Below are 17,095 nucleotides of genomic sequence, written 5' to 3' on the forward strand. Positions count from 1 at the left end.
CGGGTAGGCTTCGCGCAACACAGTGAAGGCATGCTCGGACAAGTTGCTCGGGAACACACCGGTCGGCAGGCGGGTGGCGTAGCAACTGATCACCAGGTCGCTGGCGCCATGCTTGCGCACCAGGTACGGCAGCGTGCCGGTTTCCGCGAAGGCGACTTTGCTGTGGTTGCCCGCATCGGCCATGGCCTTGGCGAACACATAGCTGCCAAAGGTGCCCGGCGKCAGGAACACCACTTGACCGTCGTGCAGGTGCGGCGCGACGTGTTTGGCCAGGTCCTCGTGTGAGGTCGACGGCAGCGGAATGATGACCAGTTGCGCGTCGCTCAGGGCTTCGGCAAGGTTGTCGGTCAGCGACAGCTTGTCGCCCGGCTTGCCGACGCTTAACTGGCGAGTGCCCTGGTAGTCCTTGATCGTCAGGCCGCCGATGTCCAGCAGCTGCTTGAGCGCGGCAGAGTCACGACGCCACAGGCGGGTCGTATGCCCCTTTTCAGCCATTTCGACAGCAGCGGCGTAGCAGCCGTGACCGCCACCCAGCACGGTAATATTCATGGAGATGCTCCCTTTTGTAAGAGTCTCGATGCTATCGATCCATGCCTTCACACACTTATCCGATTGCGCAGCCAACTGACGGATTACGCAGAAGTCTTAATGCGCTTGCCGCCGTAGAGTGTCCGATGGCAGGCAACCATAGCGTTGCCGATAGGCGCTGGAAAAATGCCCGAAGCTGTTGATGCCGTGACGCAACAGGATATCGGTGACGGTTTCACCGGCCCTGCCCTGCTTCAGCGACTCGTGGATCACCGCCAGACGACGCTCGCGGATGTACTCGACCGGTGTCTGCTGGAGGAACTGCTTGAAACCGTTCTGCAAAGTGCGGACCGACACGCCACACAGCTCGCTCAGGGTCGCCAGGTTGATGGGCTCGTCGAGGTGCTCCTCGATGTAATCGCGGGCCTTTTTTACGTGGTGCGGCAGCGGCGCGCGCGAGTCGGCCAGGAGATCCGTGGAGTAGTTGTGCGGTAATTGAGTCAGCAGCAGCTGCATCAGGTATTCGGACAGGCCACTGGCGATGCGCGAACCGTCCACGCCGCTGCCGTATAGCCGGCAGATGTAGTCCAGGGTGTGATAGAGGCTGACAACGCCTGCGCCCAGAGGGTCGACGCTGACATCGAAGATCACCGACTGCCGCAGGCTGCGACCGAGCAGGCGTTGCAGTTGCGTCTCCAGGGCATCACGGTCGACGCGCAGGATCAGGTTGCGGCATTGGCCATCGGTGATGATGCGGCTTGTCGCGAACGGCGAAGAAATGCTCAGGTAGCCCGACTGCATCGCCGCGCTGCGCCGCCCGTGGGCCACTTCGCACTGCCCCTGCAAAGTGATGCGAAACAGGTATTGATCGGCTATATCGCCGATGTTGATCTCCACCGGCGCCCCATAGCGCAAGTCGAGCAGCGCCGAAGCGCCGAAGAATACGCCGTTGAGCCGGGTGTAAATGGGTTCGTCACGCAGTACGTTGAAGCTGTGCGGGCACAGGTATTGGCTGACCTTGTCCTTGATCTCGCGGTAATCGGCCGAGCTGAGCAGGCTGTGCCGTTCCAGCAGGTGTACGTCATTCAACATCAGTGGCTCTCCCGAACTGGAGCAGATCGGCCCCGCTGCGTTGATACGCAGCGAGGCCGAAGTGCCGCTCATGGACTATTTATGTCACGCCTGGGTCGGGTGCTCCCGGGCATAGCTTTCGCGGAAATGGCGGCAACCACGCCATAGCAGAAGCACTGTCAACGCCGACGCGCCGGCGATCACCAGCGACATCGACGAGCCCACCGCCGCCGGCGAACCGAAGTAACGGTCGGTCAACAGCGCCACCAGCGTGGTACCCACGCCCAACCCCAGCAGATTGCTGATCAGCAGAAACACGGCCGAGACCTGCGCGCGCACCTGATTCGGCGCGAGGATCTGCATCGCCGCCGTGGACGCTGGCATCGGGAACGAGGCGAAGAACATCGCCGGCACCAGCAGGGTCACCGACAGCCACAGTTGATCGACTTGGGGGAACAGCACGGCCGGCACCGCCATGCCGAGGGCACCGATGACGCCAGTGCGCATGGCGGCGTCCTGATGACCTTTCTTGGCCAGATAGTCAGTGAGCCATCCACCGAACAGCACCCCAGCGGTGTTGGCCAGCAACAGCACAGTGCCGAGCATGTAGCCCGCCTCCATGGGCGACAGGCCGAACTTGCGGATATACAGCGCCGGGCTCCAGCTCATCATGCAGAAAAGGACCATGGCGTAAAACGAAAAGCCCAGGTAATGGCAGGCGAAGGTGGCACGGTGGCGGCCGAGGAAGCGCAAGCCATCGCTCATCGCGACCTTCTTGGCCCGCCCCTGTGCATCGACCTGCAGGCCTTTACGCGCCGGGTTGCGCACAGTAAGCCAGATCAACAGGCCGACCAGGATGCCAGGCAGGCCGACAATGAAGAACGCCAGCTGCCAGGCCTTCATCGCGCCGAGAAAGGCGACCTCGATGGTGTTCATGTCCTTAAGCATGGCGATCACGTAGCCGCCGACCAGAAAGGCCAGACCACCACCGACGAACGAGCCGATCGAGTAGATACCCACTGCACGGCCGAGTTTTTCCTTGGGGAACATGTCGCTGAACATCGAGTAGGCCGAAGGCGACAGGGCCGCTTCACCGACGCCGACGCCGATGCGGGCGAGGAACATCTGCAGGAAGTTCTTGCTCAGGCCGCAGGCAGCAGTCGCCAGGCTCCAGAACACCACACCGACGGCGATGATTTTCGGGCGGGAGAAGCGGTCGGCCAGATAGGCAATGGGCATGCCCATGAACGCGTAGAACAACGAAAAGGCCAGCCCGTGCAACAAGCTGAACTGGGTATCACTGATCTGCAGGTCGGCTTTGATCGGCTCGATCATCAACGCCAGGATCTGCCGATCCACAAACGAAAAGATGTAGGCGATCATGCACAGGCCGACCACATACCACTCGTAAATGTACGTTTTCTTCTTCGGCAGGACCGCATTATCGACTTGGATATTCACTCGTGTTTGCTCCTCTTGGAATCCGCTCAAGCGCTTAGCGCGCCGGGTGACGGTGCGCAGCACACCGACTGGGAAGTTGCGGGACAGATGCCTGCCGCCGGCAGGCGGATTGCGTGGGAGATGTAAAAAACGATGGGTTCCAACATAGTCAGGCCTCTTATTGTTATGGGGTAAAACACCAGCGAGTCGCGCCCTGCGACAGCGCTTACCAGAACTTCCAGGTGTAAGTCGTGGCGAAACGGAACTCGTTGTAGTCGTAGCCGTACTTCTGTTTCACATCGATGTTGCGCAGGTCCAGCCCCAGGCCTTGCAGCGCCCCGCTCTGCACCACGTAGTTGAGCCCCAGATAACGTTCGCTTTCCTGGTTGTCGCTCAGGTTGCCGCCGCGGTCCCAGTCGGTTCCCTTGTAGTAACGGGTGAAGAACTTCAGCCCCGGCACGCCCATCCCGGCAAAGTCATAGCTGTAGCGCGCGCCCCAGGACTTTTCACCGGGACGGATAAATCCCACCGATCCCCAATGCACCAGGTAAGGTTGCGGGATATAACCGTTCATCGTTGGGAACACGCTGTCACCGAGCATGCGCTGGTAACTGAGGCCAAACATGTGCGCACTTTTGAGCAAGCTGAACAAGGCGCCGTAGGAACGGTTGTCAATCTCACCGTCCAAAGCACTGCCGGCTTCATTGTTATTGAAGTAGCGCAAGTCGGTTTTAAGTTTGTAGCCATTGCCCAGATCAGCCATGTGCGTCAGGCCAAAATAGTGCTGCTGATAAATATCCTGCAAGACGCCATAGAAGTAACTGGCTTGTAAGTTCTTGGTAATGTCGTAAGTTGCCCCGGCAAAGTCCAGGCCGTCACTGTCGAGATTGGCGGGGGTGCCAAATTTGTACAGTTTTGCGTGATCAGAAGATTCCCGTGTAACGGCAGTCCAGAAACGGCCACCGGTCATCGTCAACCGATCGACTTCCTTGGACTCGACTACAGCCCCTTGGTAGATCGTGTCCAACTGCCGACTGGTGTCATCGTACGCCACTGGCAATTGCGGGCGAATATCACCGACCTTCAGCTCGGTCTTGCTGTAGCGCGCCTTGAAGGTCGCACCGGCGCGACCGTAGTCAGGGACCGTCTGCTGTTCGCTAACGTTGTACGGCAACGTACCGTCGTTGCCCGACGAATCCAGGCGCACGGCGTATTGTGCATCCACATCCAGGCCGATTGCCAAGGCCGTATCGGTGTAACCGGAAGTGAACTGCGCATCGAAACCCTGAGACCAACTATGCACTTCAGACACGGGCGCATTGTTATTGGTGTAGTTGCGATGCAAGTAGAAGTTACGTGTATCCACTTTGAAGTGACTGTCATCAACAACATCGGCAAAGGCTGTCAATGGCGAACAGATCATCCCCAACACGCCGGCAATACTGAGCCCACGGTAAGATTGTTTTCCCTGGTACATCTAACATCTCCACATCTGTATGTGCTTGGGCACTGTATTTATAGGAGCAGTATCAAACTGAGAACAAACAACGCAGGCAGCCGAACACCGAGCCTTATTAACGCTGCCAAGGTGCTCGTCAGAGCAAACGTTCACGCGCGCAGTGCGTCGGTCGCGGGTGCACAAATTGGCGACTGGAAAGTTGCGGGGTAGATACCAGCCACACTCAGGCGGATTACATCGCAGATGTATTGGACGTTGGGTTTGAACATTGCCAGGCCTCTTGTTGTTATGGGGCAAAACGCCAGGCGAGCTCAATGGAACAGCCCGCCACGACGACATGCCTCTTGTCTACGCAAGGTAAGTGAGTAGGCACCGCGCCGGTATTGAGATGAACAGCATCCGCAGGGGGGAAATCTTCAACCCGGCTAAAGTTTTCCCTTAGTCGACTCAGAAGCGGAACGGGGCGCGCATCGAGAGGAAGTCCTTCGTAACACGCAGCAGTCGGCCATACGCTGACACTGACCAGCGTCCCTCTCCCCCCAAAACAGCTGGCTGGTTTCTATAGACCCCCCAGACTTCCCCCTTCGCAGGGGAATTGTCCCCAGAGTTGGTTCTATTTCCCCAGGAGTGCGTTTTTTTCGCACTGACCAATGCCTGGAAAACTCCATTTGCTCCGTCCCAGGCCCTAAACAGAACGATTACTGCTTGCCTTACCCTGCGTTATGTACGCCTGAGGTTTTTGGCACAGAGAATGCTGTGTATTCATCTAGAACTCATTGAATGGTTCAAGGTGCTATATCCGGACAAGCAGCATGCATAAGGACACTCCCCATGCAGCCAAATTCAGCTTTTTTCAGACGTCTTGGTCGGGGAGCGGCCGACTCAAATACGCCGACAAAACCACCCGATCTCCTGCGGTGGTTTTCGATCATCAGCTTCCTCCTGATCAGCGCGATAGCCTTCGGGCTGGGGTCAGTGTCGACCCGTTTCCTGGTCATCGAAAGCCTGGAGCGCGACGCCCTGTTGTCAGCGCAATTTATCCAGACCATCGCCCAGGGTGAGATACGTCACCACGAGTTGGCCGGGATGCGGATGGGCGACGTTTTGGCAGCCACCCAATATGGAGTGCTATCGGAAGAAATGGCGCTGAACAGGCACCGTGCCCGCTCCGAGTTCCTCGACCACCTTTCGTACCTCCCGGACTCACTCCTGATTAACATCTACTCCCCTCTTCGGACAGTGATGTGGTCGACCAATCCGAAGCTTATCGGACAAAAATTTCTGAACGACGAACCACTTGAAGCGGCATTCAACTCGAAAGACCGGATTTCCACCAAATACAGCAACGCTGATGAACGCCGTCCCGAACAGCAATTTTTGCTCGATCCCAAAATGTTCTTCATCGAGAGCTACATCCCCCTGATGGACGATCAGGGGAATACTCTGGCAATGGTGGAAATTTACAAGGAACCAGTCGATCTGATCGAACGGCTCAATCGTGKCCACTGGATAATCTGGCTGTCTACGGCGGCGGGCGGTCTGCTCCTTTACTTCGGGCTGTATTGGATTGTTCGACGGGCATCGATTCAGCTGGCGTCACAGGAAGCCCAGCTCGTCGCCAACAAGACCTACGTGGGCCTGGTCGAAATGTCCACGGCGGTCGCTCATAGCCTGCGTAATCCACTGGCCTGCATCCGCTCCAGCGCAGAATTGGCGAGTGAAATGGACGGCCAACCCTCCAAGAAGAATATCGACGATATTGTCGGCCAAGTGGATCGGATGGCGCAGTGGGTGCACGAATTGCTGCTGTGCTTGCGCCCGATTCGTGGCGAGGCAGAAATGGTGGAACCGATGATTGCGGTACAGGCCTCTCTGGCCGGCTTCAGCACGCAATTGGCTCAGTCAAGAATCCAGGTCGAGTTCAAGAATGAGCCCACCCTCCGGATCATCAGTAATCCACTTTTGCTTTCTCAAATTCTGAATAGCGTCATTGCCAATGCAATAGAGGCAATGCAGGGCGGGGGAAAATTAACCATCCAGGCAAATGTGGAGAAAACCCATCAATGGCTGCATCTCATCATCAGTGACACCGGAAATGGAACATCACGCCAACAAGAAATGATGGCGTTCAAAACCTTCTACACCACCAAGCAAGGCAAGCTAGGCATAGGGCTGATTATGGTGAAGCAGATCATGGAAAGTTTTGGTGGTGAAGCTAATCTGACCCACCATGAACAACAGGGAACATCCGTACGCTTGAGTTTCAGGGTTGTGGAAAGAAGAGCCAGCGCGTTGAAAAACGAACCATTGCCTTCAATAGACGCTGAGCGTCCCGCTTTTATGAAAATAGAAAGATCGAACTATGAATGACCCGTAGCCAGCGGTTACACGGGTGGTTCAATTTTATCCAGCAAAAAAGGGGCAGCCATCGCAGCGTTATCGTGCCGGTGAACGAAACCTGGTGCATTGTCACAGGAGCCACCTATGCTCTGGACAAGGACACCGACAGCAACTGGAAACATGAGTTGGCGTTTCTGATGTTCTGTTGACGGTACACGACTTAATCGTGGAGTGAACCCACTATGACCTTGGCCCATAAACTGTTTGTCGGTGTCGCACTGGCCAGCCTGGTACTCGGCGGTTGCACCTCCCAAGTCACTGAGCGCGAGCAGTACTCCGGCTTCTTGTCCAACTACAACAACCTGGAAGAAGTGACCACCGCCACGGGTGAGAAGACAATGCGCTGGGTGAGCCCGTCGTGGAACCCGAATGCGTATGACACCATAGCGTTCAGAACGCTGGAGTTTTATCCTGCGCCGAAACCCAATGAACAGGTCAATCAGCAGACTCTGGCCGAGTTGCAGAACTATATGTCCAGGAAAGCCAAAAGCATTCTGGGCCAAAAATACCGGAGGGCGTCCAGCGCGGCCGCTGCACCAGCCGGGTCACACCCCCTGATCCTGCGTGCGGCAATCACTGGCGTCAGCGCTTCGAACGAAGGCATGAAGTGGTATGAAGTCATGCCGATCGCGGCCGTTGTCGGAGCGACACAGGCAGCCACCGGTCACCGGGATCAAGACACTAATGTGTTCATCGAAGCCGAGTTCATTGACGCCAGAACCAATCAGACAATGGCCAAAGTGGTGCGCAAGGTATTCGGCAGCCAGCTAGAGAACGAGAGTCAGCAAATCACCGTCAAGGACTTCAAAGCCGCTATCGACAAACTGAATACCGACCTCTGGACGTTCATCCACAGTTGATCGTTACAGAGCATTCTGAAAATTAGATCTGAGATTCATCTGACCGGCCTCCCCACCTCGCGGATGTGGGGACTGCCTCGTTGATCGGTGCGATCTCTGTGAGGCGTTTACCGAACATGCGAGAACAGCAAATTTCCTGTTTTAGGTGGATCAGGCTCATGACGCTTACCGCACGGCGTACCTGCCAACTCACGAGCAGTCCCTCGATCACCACACTGAATTTTTTGCGAAAGTCTCTGGCGAGCCGATGCGCCAAGCGCTGGCCGAGATCATTGTCAGAAAGAGCGAACTGTAGATCTCCTGCCTTTACTTTCAAGGCGTAACTGCCCTGTTTTCTGAGGATGTGCCTGATTTTTCTGCACCATCCAGGATGTTTACCGTGGCGGTCATCCCTGTGCTCAGGTGAGTGTCGGCAGGCACGTTCTCCAGTTTGATTCGTACGGGAATTCGTTGTGCCAATCGAACCCAATTAAACGTCGGTTGAACATTGGCCAGCAACTGGTGATCGGGAGTCGTATTGCTGTCGGTGATACCGCTACTGATGCTCTCGACACGACCTTCCAAAGGGATGTCGCCGCTCATCAGCAGGACTCTTGCCGGCATGCCCAAGCGAATCCGGGGTAGTTTGGTCTCTTCAAAGTAAGCCGTGACGTAGAACGATTGCTGATCAATCACTGCCATGACGGCCTGTCCGGCCTGCACATAATTGCCTCGGGTCAACCGAAGGTTCGTCACCTGGCCGTTGCGCGGCGCACGTACATCGCTACGCGACAGATTCAATTCGGCCAGCTTCACCTGGGCCAGCGCTTCCTGATATTGACTGCCAGCAATCGAGGCGTTGAGTTGCGCTGTTTCCTTGTCTTCGGCACTAATGGCGGCGAGGCCCAATTTATTCCGCCGCAAAGCTTCGTGGCTTCGCTGCAAAAACTGTCGATGGCGAGTCTCGGCGACTGCTTTTGCATAATCCAGATTTTCTTGATAGCGATCTCGATCGATACGCATCAATAAGTCGCCCGCCTTCACTTGTTGATTGTCCTGAACAGGTAGCTCTGTGACCCAACCCGACACGTCCGGCGCTATCACTACCACATCGGCGCCTACGCGCGCATCCCGCGTCCAGGGCGACAGCATGTAGAAATTCCATAGCCAGATCGCCGCGAGTACGGCGGCGCCAGCGATCAGGGCGGTGAACAATACGCGAACATAAACACGCATAGCATTTCTCTTAATGCCCTTCACACTCTACAAGTCTGAGAGGCTCCAGGTTATCGTCACGAAGATCAAAACGAACACCGCGCACTCGAATAACGCATCGTGCCAGACCCATCGCCATACAGGCGTGAACTCCAGCAGCCAGAACAAACAGAAGGTCAGACCGAGTGCCAGAATCGCGTAGACCAACAGAGGGCTCAGATACACTCCGCCCCATGACCACTCATGCAATCCCATGTTCGCTCTCCCGCTGGCACCATCGCGTCCAGAGTGTCTGAATTTCATCCAATGATGCTTGCGCCAGTTGCGAGGCTTGCGAATGGGTGCGCTGCAATGCCCTGTTGAGATGCTCACTCAGATCGTTCAATAGAGGAGCGCTTTTAGGGACCGGGCCGAATGCGAACAGCTGTCCAAGCTGTGCCAGAAACCGCTCACACTCGTTACGCAAACTGCTGTCGGTATCGCTCAAGCATGTCCGTAGCTGAATCAACTCATTGCCCAGATCCATTGCCAACAGGCCATCATCCCAATGTCTCGAATCAGCGCCAGGTGATAGTTGAGCCAGACGTAACAGACGATCCGCCATGCGCCCACCGAACCAGTTATCAGCGCGTGCCAAGGGATAGCGTGTCARTCGAGCAAGATCATTACAGACCGCTTTGAGCAGTCGTCGGTTAAACCAGCCCGGTGGCAGGGTTAACAAACGAAAAACCAGCACCGCGAAGCATCCCCCCACCAGTGAACCTACTGACGAATTGAGTAATGCCGAGAAGTCGTAATGCATCTGGTTGCTCGGCGACACCAGAATGATGAACTGCATGACAAACGCCGTGGGTGTTGGCGCCAGACGTGGTTCGGCTACCCCCAGCGCACCAAAGAATAACGGCACACCGAGGGCTAGACAAAGCAGTGGAAAACCATTCCATTCAGGCAACATCCATTGCGTAACGATAGCTGCAACCGGGATTGCATAGAGGAAACCGCGGACCATACCCATGGCGATGGCAGCACCATTCTCGCGGTTGGCGAACAAGCTACAGAGAACGGCCGATAGCACGATTGCCCCGACTGCAGATGGCCAAGCGCTGGCATACCAAAAAGCCGAGAGTCCAAACACAACCAAGGTGCTGCGCAAACCATAGAACAGAGACTGCATCCCATCTCGGTGCCAGGATAAAGTACCCGGATCACCAGCGACCCTCTCGCCGCTGGCAACCGCCGACATTGATTGCTCAGCCCTTGTGGAGTTGAGCAGCAGTGCTGAGCAGCGGTCCAGACAACACCGCACGACGTTGGAGTGTTGTTCTTGCGCCGAAGCTTGCGCCAGGCGATCGCGCAGGATTGAACTCGCGGCATCGTCGGGTTGCTCAAGCTGCTCGGCGACCTGCTCAAGCCAAGGTTGCAAGCGCTGAATATCGTCAGTCGATAGCAGATTACGCTGAAGCGCCACACCGCGTGCCATGCGCAACAGGCCAAGCAATTCGCGCGATAGCGAGCGCAGTACCCGCGCGCGATGGCGGCCACGAAAACCTTCGAACCGGACATGGTCGCGCAGCACATCCGTCGCGACAATCTTGCCCAGCGCAGCAAGCAAGGTTTTGGTTTCACGTACTGCGGTGCTGATTTCTATCTTTGCGGCCTGCAGGCTGGCCAGTAAGGTCGTGCGTGCTTGTTTTTCAAGACTTTGTTCAACCCGTTGCGGCCAAATCAACGCGCTGAACAATGATGCACAGACAATTCCCAAGCTGATTTCAGTGGCGCGGGCAACGGCTTGATCGAACACATTCAGCGGCTGATTGAGCATTGGCAAGCCAACAATCGCCACGGTATAGCCGGATAGCACGAAGGCATAGGAAACGAAGTTATGCAGGCTGGTCGAGGCGACAGTACACAGCCCCAACCATAGAGAAATCGCCAGCACAAAGAGCCAAGGAGTCTGCGCGAACAGAGCTGTTATCAGCACCGACATAACAGCGCCAACCAGCGTGCCTGCCAAGCGGAAGATGCTTTTGGACACCACCATCCCTGATAAAGGCTGGGACACGATGAAGACGGTCATCAAGGCCCACTGCGGCTGCTGCAAATCGAAACGAAACGCCAGCCAAAGCGCCAGTCCCGCGGCGAGAAGTGTCTTGATTGCGAACTTCAGCGCCAACGTGGTTGGCGCGAAAAAAGCTTTCCACGAGCCACTCACTGGAGTTTCTTCCAGGAGTTCACCGCTTTGTTGCTAACCAGAAAATTCCACAAGGAAGCCTCCTAGTTCGTCGCCGCTGAGACCCTCCTTGGCTGACACTGATCACGGTTTGCTCAACCAGTGACGTATGTTCGCGAAACTGCTTTTTTATACTGCAACGACCGCAGGTACCCGTCTTCCTGAACATGTCGATCTTGGTAGCTGAATTTAAGTCTAGGTTGTTTTATTGGCATGGGGGAACGCAGTAGCAGCTACGGGACGAATTGGGCAAAGCGTCGTTTGTGCTCACTTCCATCGATCAGCGGTGGCCTGCATGCACCAGTCGGCCCACAACATTCACGAGAACAGCCGTCGTCCAGCCAAATGCCAGCGTCCCGCTGACAGCTTCCAGCGGCCCAAGAATTCGCCAGTGCGGGGACATAACAATGTCGCCATAACCCAAGGTGGAGTAATTGACTGCCGAGTGCTCCAGCGCGGCTGCGAACTCGGAAAACTCGCCAATCGCGATGAATACCATGGCCCAGCCGGCCATCTGTGCCAGGTGGCCTGCGAGCAGGATCAGGATGAGAGAGAGGGTAATAAGGGCGTTGCGCCAAAAGCTGTGCCGCTCCACCGCCCTTGCGACGAATGGACCCGCCGCTGCGAGGGCAAGGGCACTGACCAAGCCCTGGATCACGAGCACGCCCAATATGACGACGATGCCGAGCAGCACCACCATGCTCTTTCCTCCTGATCGCGATCGACCTGATCAACTCTGCGCCATAGCAAACGAGGCGCAGAAGCCCACGACCGTCCACAGGCCAGCGGCTTTGGTACGCTCGTGCGCGAACGGCACCAGCGAATTGGAAAGCATGGCGAGAATGCCACCGCCGGCAAACGCCGACATGCGCGCGCCTTTTAACAGATCGCTGGCGGAGCCAACGCCATATCCCAACATGCTCGCGACGCCGCAGGCGAGCACCACCCAGCTCCACAGCACCGCGACGCGGCGCCAGTTCCACCCAATGGCAGCCAGCTCGGCAGAAGGCGCAATGGCCTGCGGAATATTGGACACGAAGACGGCCGCGAGGAAAGCGAGGCTGATCGGTGCGCCACTGGCCAACTGAATGCCGAAAATGATCGACTCGGGAATTCCATCAACCACCGCGCCAATTACAATACCCAGCGCACCGGCGGCGCCACCCGACCCAAATTTCTTTTCGACGAGATGCTCGCCGCCGAGGAAAGTCAGTGCTCCCGCCATAGCCCATAACGAGGCCACTCCAAGGTGGAGTTCTTGCGCTTCCGGGAGCAGATCGCGGGCTACGGCCGCGATGAGTGCTCCGGCGCCGAACGCGGCAAGCGCGCCGACCAGCCGTGTCGGAAACTTCACCACGTATACAGCTATGGCACTAATGATCAGTGACGCCTGAGAAACCGCGCCGAGTACGAACGCGAGTAATATTAAATTACCGTTCATCTCGCCTTCCCAATGATTTGAGTAGGTTGGTGCGCAGGACCAACAATTGCGATCAGCATTTACCCTAGTGGTCAAGACCATGCATCCGCAAGCGCACAGAAAAGCTTAGTTCAGTTACTCGTTATCCAACAGCATGGAACGTGTCTCTTGCGGCTTGAACAGGAAACGTTCGCACCTTGAATTTTTCGCTACCTCCGTTAGGTGGGAGAGGCCGGCCAGAATATTCTCAGATCTATTTTTCCGTCGCCTTTTTTCCTACCGTCAGTCACTCCCGCACCACCCGTCTGACCTCAGCCTGTATGGCATAAGCCGGCGCCTCCACAGCATTGAAATCTTGTGTATAACGCCAGGCAAATCCTGCTACCCCCCATTCCTGATACTGCTGCACATGCTTTAATTCGTGAGCCCAGAGCATGACGTTCCCTTCTGCGGTTTGAGCATCCCGGAAGAGGATGATGTCGATCAGCGTCACGGCGCCGATATCGGGGTTTTGCAGCATGGCAGAGGCGGCGCTGAATTGGCCGTTGTCGCTGACTTTGTAGCGCGCGGCATCAAGGACGCTGGGGTCGTACCAGCGCAGCAGTTGCTCCCGGATGTGCGGTGGAATTGGTTGGACGCCGGCGTTGGCTGCTTCAGCGCGGGCCTGGATCAACCACAGCGCCAGGGCAGGTGCCGCAAGCTGGTAGAGCCCCTCAAGCTGTCCCCCCTCTGGCAGGCAGATGCAGGCGTCCAGGCATACTTGTTTCTCGCCCGCTGGGCAGGCGTCGGTCTGGGCTGGCACTTCAAAGGTCAGGCAAAGAACCAACAGCGCCACCAGGCGCGTGGTGATGGGCGGCATGGGGCGCTCCAAGGACGGACACGGCGCGAACAGTGGGTCACCATTGATCGACGACCTGCATGGCTTTAGCGTAGTCCCGAACCAGGCGCCCCAAGATAATTGCAGGGGGCGACAGACCAGCTTTCCACTCAATCCCCGTTTTAGGCGCACAACTTGCCGCCCTGCCATACTGTTCAACATGACCAGTGCAACGTTTCGCTTCTACGAGGAGCTCAACGATTTCCTGCCGGCCGAACGGCGGCGGCGGTCCTTCACTTGCGAGTGCGCGCAAGGGGCGACGGTCAAGCATATGATCGAGGCGCTCGGGATACCGCACACCGAGGTCGAACTGGTGCTGCTCAACGGCGAGTCGGTGGGTTTCGAGCGGGTGATCTTCGACGGTGACCGGCTGGCGGTGTATCCCAAGTTCGAAACGCTGGACATCAGCCCGCTGCTGAAGGTTCGTGTGCAACCTTTACGGGTGCTGCGCTTCGTCGCTGATGCGCACCTTGGCGGCCTGGCCAGCCTGCTGCGCATGAGCGGCTTCGATACCCTCTACGACAATGGCTTCGAAGATAGCGAGATTGCCGAGATCGCTGCGCAGCAAGGACGCATCGTGCTAACCCGCGACCGCGAACTGCTCAAGCGGCGGATCATCAGCCACGGCTGTTACGTGCATGCCCTGAAACCGTCGCTGCAGTTGCGCGAAATGTATGAGCGCCTCGACCTGGCGCGCAGCGCGCGGCCCTTCAGCCTGTGCCTTCATTGCAACCTGCCACTGCACGAAATCAGCCCGGAACTGGCGCGGCCGCAGGTGCCGCCACGCATTGGCGCCCTCTATTCGCACTTTCTGCGCTGCGACGCCTGCCAACGGATTTACTGGGAGGGTTCGCACTGGCGCGGTATGTGTGCATTGCTGGCACCTCTGCTGAACCGATAGCCAAGCGCATCGCGCCGGTTGAATTCACAGCCGTCACCCATGAACACTCAACCGTTATGGTTTTACTGCATGACTCTCGTCAATCTGGGGGGCGTCCGTTGGTTTCTTCTCCGGAACGATAAAACTCACTGTCGTACTGGTGAGGATTTTGTGAGTCGGGTCGGCCACTTCAAGAAGAACCTTATGCGTGCCGGGTTTGAGTCCAACCAGGATAATCGGGTCTTCACTGGTGTGCGCCCATGTCCCTTCCTTGTCGTCGACGGTCACGTGAAGGTGACCGAGGCGTGGTGATACATCAGCAGCCACCTTGCCAAATACCGGCATGATCCTGGCGTGCTCTGTTCGATACTGGATAATGACAACACCACGGGCTAGCGGCTCGGCAAGCGGTGGATAGGCAATGAGTTTTGGCACCGCCTCAGATTCCAATGGCAGTATCGCCGGTGGGTGATTGGAGTCGGCTTCACCGAACGCGGCCATGCAAAAAAAGACACCCAAAGCAAAGACCGACAGATTTCCGAGAGCGAGGGACATGGTGTTTTTCTCCCGCGTGATTTAACTCAAGGCTAGATCAAACCAAGCTGCACCAGGAGAAACGCAGATGTCCGGACATCGAATCTTCTCGACACCCTTTGCGGCAGTTTATCCACTGTACGTAGCGAAAGCCCAGCGCAAGGGGCGTACACAAGAGGAAGTTGACCGCGTCATTTGCTGGCTCACGGGCTACGACCAGGCAGGTCTAGTGCAACAGCTCACGCTGAACGTCGACTTCGAAGCCTTCTTCGCTCAGGCGCCGGAGATGCATCCGAACAGCAACCTCATCAAAGGTGTGGTCTGCGGTATCCGTGTGGAGGATGTTGAAGATCCACTGATGAAACGAATCCGCCAGTTGGACAAGCTTGTTGATGAACTCGCTAAAGGCAAATCCATGGAGAAGGTGCTTAGGCAATGAATCCCGTGGGCAAGCCAGTGCGAGCCACCACATCAGGAGTTTTGTATTTCAAAGACCGGTGCCACTCTCACGCGCCGAGCACAATCTGTAGCAGCTGGCGAAGCCTGCTGCTACAAAAATTGCGTTACCGCAGAGAATGGCTTAACTGATGAGGGAACAAGCTCCCTCATCACAGAACAGCGACTACACGGATGGCTCAACCTTATCCAACACCCGGTTCGCCGTAATCTCCGCCACCATGATGCTGTTTGAAATGCCCAGCAAGGCATAGCGCGACTCACCCTCCAAATGATCCACCAACTGATGGACCATCACATCGACCGACGCCAGCGTCTCGACCAAAAATACGGCCAGGGTTTCGGCAGTGGCTTCTGGGTCGACGGAGAACAGGCTGCTGCGCGTTCGCTTGGTGGCTTTGATGTCGGCGTTCGACGGGAAGTGGAAGTTGAGGGCGCGTTCGGCGGCCTCGTTGAGCTTTTTTGAATCGGGTTCGTACGGGGACACTGGATCGGTGTCTGGGGGATTGGGTGTGACTTTGAACATATTACAGTCTCCAACATTTTGGAGCCGTCACCGAATCGCTGCTAAACGGTGGGTGGCAGCTGTGTGCAGGTTAGCAGACCGGCGGAGACGAATCCGGCGCGCCCGAGGGCGCCCTGCGCACAGCTACCATAAAGTGCAGGCATGAAATGACCTGACTGTCTGGATGCAGATGCGCTTCGTCACGACGGGCTGCTAAACCCGATCACTGATGGGCAGTGACACGAATCAAGTTACCGAGTGGCCCAAAAGCGCACAAGCCAGCGGATTCTGGCGTAGCCGTAGGCAAAGGCACAAGGTTTTGTGGCTTTCAGGACGTTACCTTGATGGCGTTTAAACACGCGCCGTCAAGAGTTGTTGAAAAAGCTGACACTGGCTTCCCACAGGTGTAGTGGTTAACTGATCCCGGACACGGCGTTAAGTTTTTTCTCGGCCTGGAAGAAAATAAATCCGTCCCCTTTTCGATTCGTCACAACGCTAACACCCGCAAAAACTGTGGTGTCTCTGACAAATTTCAATGATCACGACTGGCCAGCCGTGCAACCCATGGATTGGCACTCAGACCATGTAATAGCACGCTGAGTAAAACGGTACAGACAGCAGTCGCCACCAAGGTACGACTTGCTTGTAGAGGGTAGGCCAATATCATGACGGCGAAGACAATGCTGGCCAGACCTCGCGGGCCGAACCAACCGATGAAGAGGCGGGTTTCGAAATCGAAGCGGGTTCCCACCAGACTGATCAGCACGGGCAGTATGCGAATCACGGTCAGGCTGAGCACCGAGTAAAGCCAGATGTTCAGGGTGAGACTGCTCCAGGCCCAAGGGATCACCAGTGCGCCAAATACGCCCCAGGTAATGACCGATAACAGGCTGGCGAACTCTTCGCTGGCATTGAGCATTTGGTGCTTTTGCTCGGTAAACAGAAAACTTGCGAGCAACCCACCGACGAACGCGGCGATAAACCCGCTACCACCTAGTGTTTGCGCTGTGGCAAAGCACAGAATGGCGAGCCCGGGCAGGGTCAACTGTGACCACATGGACGTTTGCCAATGGTGATTTCCAGAGTAGCGCTGCAACCACCAGGCGATGAGCGTAAGGGTAATACCGATGAATGCACCGATGCCCAGTTCCTCGATAACCAACTCTATTGCCAGTGAGATAGGGGACTGTGTCTGCTGTTCGACCAGCAATGCCAAAAACATAAGCAACACTGGAACGCAG

Annotated in this window: 17 protein-coding genes and 1 pseudogene; 4 read left to right on the forward strand and 14 right to left on the reverse strand. The window is 56.6% G+C overall.

Annotated features, from left to right (window positions below):
- The 4 genes from AC1DSG_RS15805 to AC1DSG_RS15820 all read right to left on the reverse strand — a co-directional run.
- Nucleotides 1-549: 2-dehydropantoate 2-reductase N-terminal domain-containing protein (locus tag AC1DSG_RS15805; protein ID WP_477791719.1), on the reverse strand; the 549-nt coding region annotated here is incomplete at its 3' end.
- A gap of 96 nt (nucleotides 550-645) precedes the next feature.
- Nucleotides 646-1,620, reverse strand: a complete 975-nt coding sequence (locus tag AC1DSG_RS15810) for an AraC family transcriptional regulator (protein WP_477791735.1) — start codon at nucleotides 1,618-1,620, stop codon at nucleotides 646-648.
- An 84-nt stretch (nucleotides 1,621-1,704) separates the two neighbouring features.
- Entirely contained in the window at nucleotides 1,705-3,060 is a 1,356-nt protein-coding gene (locus tag AC1DSG_RS15815; RefSeq protein ID WP_477791720.1) for a spinster family MFS transporter, read from the reverse strand.
- Between the two features lie 205 nt (nucleotides 3,061-3,265).
- Entirely contained in the window at nucleotides 3,266-4,516 is a 1,251-nt protein-coding gene (locus AC1DSG_RS15820) for an OprD family outer membrane porin (RefSeq protein ID WP_477791721.1), read from the reverse strand.
- Between the two features lie 813 nt (nucleotides 4,517-5,329).
- On the opposite strand from AC1DSG_RS15820, the gene AC1DSG_RS15825 reads away from it, so the two are divergent.
- Complete coding sequence (locus AC1DSG_RS15825) at nucleotides 5,330-6,868, forward strand: sensor histidine kinase (RefSeq protein WP_477791722.1); 1,539 nt, start codon at nucleotides 5,330-5,332, stop codon at nucleotides 6,866-6,868.
- Between the two features lie 212 nt (nucleotides 6,869-7,080).
- The gene (locus AC1DSG_RS15830; RefSeq protein WP_477791723.1) at nucleotides 7,081-7,758 is read left to right on the forward strand and encodes a DUF3313 domain-containing protein; all 678 of its coding nucleotides are present in this window, start codon (nucleotides 7,081-7,083) and stop codon (nucleotides 7,756-7,758) included.
- 64 nt (nucleotides 7,759-7,822) lie between these two features.
- Here AC1DSG_RS15830 and AC1DSG_RS15835 read toward each other — a convergent pair.
- The 7 genes and pseudogenes from AC1DSG_RS15835 to AC1DSG_RS15865 form a co-directional block, all read right to left on the reverse strand.
- A pseudogene (locus AC1DSG_RS15835) lies at nucleotides 7,823-7,990 on the reverse strand (DNA polymerase V subunit UmuC); the annotation flags it as partial.
- A gap of 80 nt (nucleotides 7,991-8,070) precedes the next feature.
- Nucleotides 8,071-8,973: an efflux RND transporter periplasmic adaptor subunit gene (locus tag AC1DSG_RS15840; RefSeq protein ID WP_477791724.1), complete on the reverse strand. Its 903-nt coding sequence runs from the start codon at nucleotides 8,971-8,973 to the stop codon at nucleotides 8,071-8,073.
- 27 nt (nucleotides 8,974-9,000) lie between these two features.
- The gene (locus tag AC1DSG_RS15845) at nucleotides 9,001-9,255 is read right to left on the reverse strand and encodes a DUF1656 domain-containing protein (RefSeq protein ID WP_477791725.1); all 255 of its coding nucleotides are present in this window, start codon (nucleotides 9,253-9,255) and stop codon (nucleotides 9,001-9,003) included.
- Nucleotides 9,194-11,164: an FUSC family protein gene (locus AC1DSG_RS15850; protein ID WP_477791726.1), complete on the reverse strand. Its 1,971-nt coding sequence runs from the start codon at nucleotides 11,162-11,164 to the stop codon at nucleotides 9,194-9,196. The genes AC1DSG_RS15845 and AC1DSG_RS15850 overlap by 62 nt, the downstream gene beginning before the upstream one ends.
- A 298-nt stretch (nucleotides 11,165-11,462) precedes the next feature.
- Nucleotides 11,463-11,882 (reverse strand): ion channel, encoded by a 420-nt coding sequence (locus AC1DSG_RS15855; protein ID WP_477791727.1) that lies wholly within the window; start codon nucleotides 11,880-11,882, stop codon nucleotides 11,463-11,465.
- Nucleotides 11,883-11,912: 30 nt separating this feature from the next.
- A complete protein-coding gene (locus AC1DSG_RS15860) occupies nucleotides 11,913-12,623 on the reverse strand; it encodes a ZIP family metal transporter (RefSeq protein WP_477791728.1) in 711 nt (236 codons plus the stop codon).
- A 265-nt stretch (nucleotides 12,624-12,888) separates the two neighbouring features.
- The gene (locus tag AC1DSG_RS15865) at nucleotides 12,889-13,461 is read right to left on the reverse strand and encodes an eCIS core domain-containing protein (protein ID WP_477791729.1); all 573 of its coding nucleotides are present in this window, start codon (nucleotides 13,459-13,461) and stop codon (nucleotides 12,889-12,891) included.
- Nucleotides 13,462-13,639: 178 nt separating this feature from the next.
- On the opposite strand from AC1DSG_RS15865, the gene AC1DSG_RS15870 reads away from it, so the two are divergent.
- Nucleotides 13,640-14,380 carry a Mut7-C RNAse domain-containing protein gene (locus AC1DSG_RS15870; protein WP_477791730.1) on the forward strand — a complete coding sequence of 247 codons (741 nt, stop codon included), beginning with the start codon at nucleotides 13,640-13,642 and terminating at the stop codon, nucleotides 14,378-14,380.
- Between the two features lie 54 nt (nucleotides 14,381-14,434).
- On the opposite strand, the gene AC1DSG_RS15875 is transcribed toward AC1DSG_RS15870, so the two are convergent.
- Entirely contained in the window at nucleotides 14,435-14,914 is a 480-nt protein-coding gene (locus tag AC1DSG_RS15875) for a DUF6130 family protein (protein WP_477791731.1), read from the reverse strand.
- Nucleotides 14,915-14,981: 67 nt separating this feature from the next.
- Here AC1DSG_RS15875 and AC1DSG_RS15880 point away from each other — a divergent pair, with 67 nt between their 5' ends.
- Nucleotides 14,982-15,332 carry a DUF2200 domain-containing protein gene (locus AC1DSG_RS15880; RefSeq protein WP_477791732.1) on the forward strand — a complete coding sequence of 117 codons (351 nt, stop codon included), beginning with the start codon at nucleotides 14,982-14,984 and terminating at the stop codon, nucleotides 15,330-15,332.
- Nucleotides 15,333-15,515: 183 nt separating this feature from the next.
- On the opposite strand, the gene AC1DSG_RS15885 is transcribed toward AC1DSG_RS15880, so the two are convergent.
- Both AC1DSG_RS15885 and AC1DSG_RS15890 read right to left on the reverse strand, forming a co-directional pair.
- Complete coding sequence (locus tag AC1DSG_RS15885; RefSeq protein ID WP_477791733.1) at nucleotides 15,516-15,875, reverse strand: DUF6124 family protein; 360 nt, start codon at nucleotides 15,873-15,875, stop codon at nucleotides 15,516-15,518.
- A gap of 511 nt (nucleotides 15,876-16,386) precedes the next feature.
- A partial coding sequence (locus tag AC1DSG_RS15890) for a cation:proton antiporter domain-containing protein (RefSeq protein WP_477791734.1) occupies nucleotides 16,387-17,095 on the reverse strand: 709 nt, incomplete at its 5' end.

Source organism: Pseudomonas sp. P5_A12, from assembly GCF_056400685.1.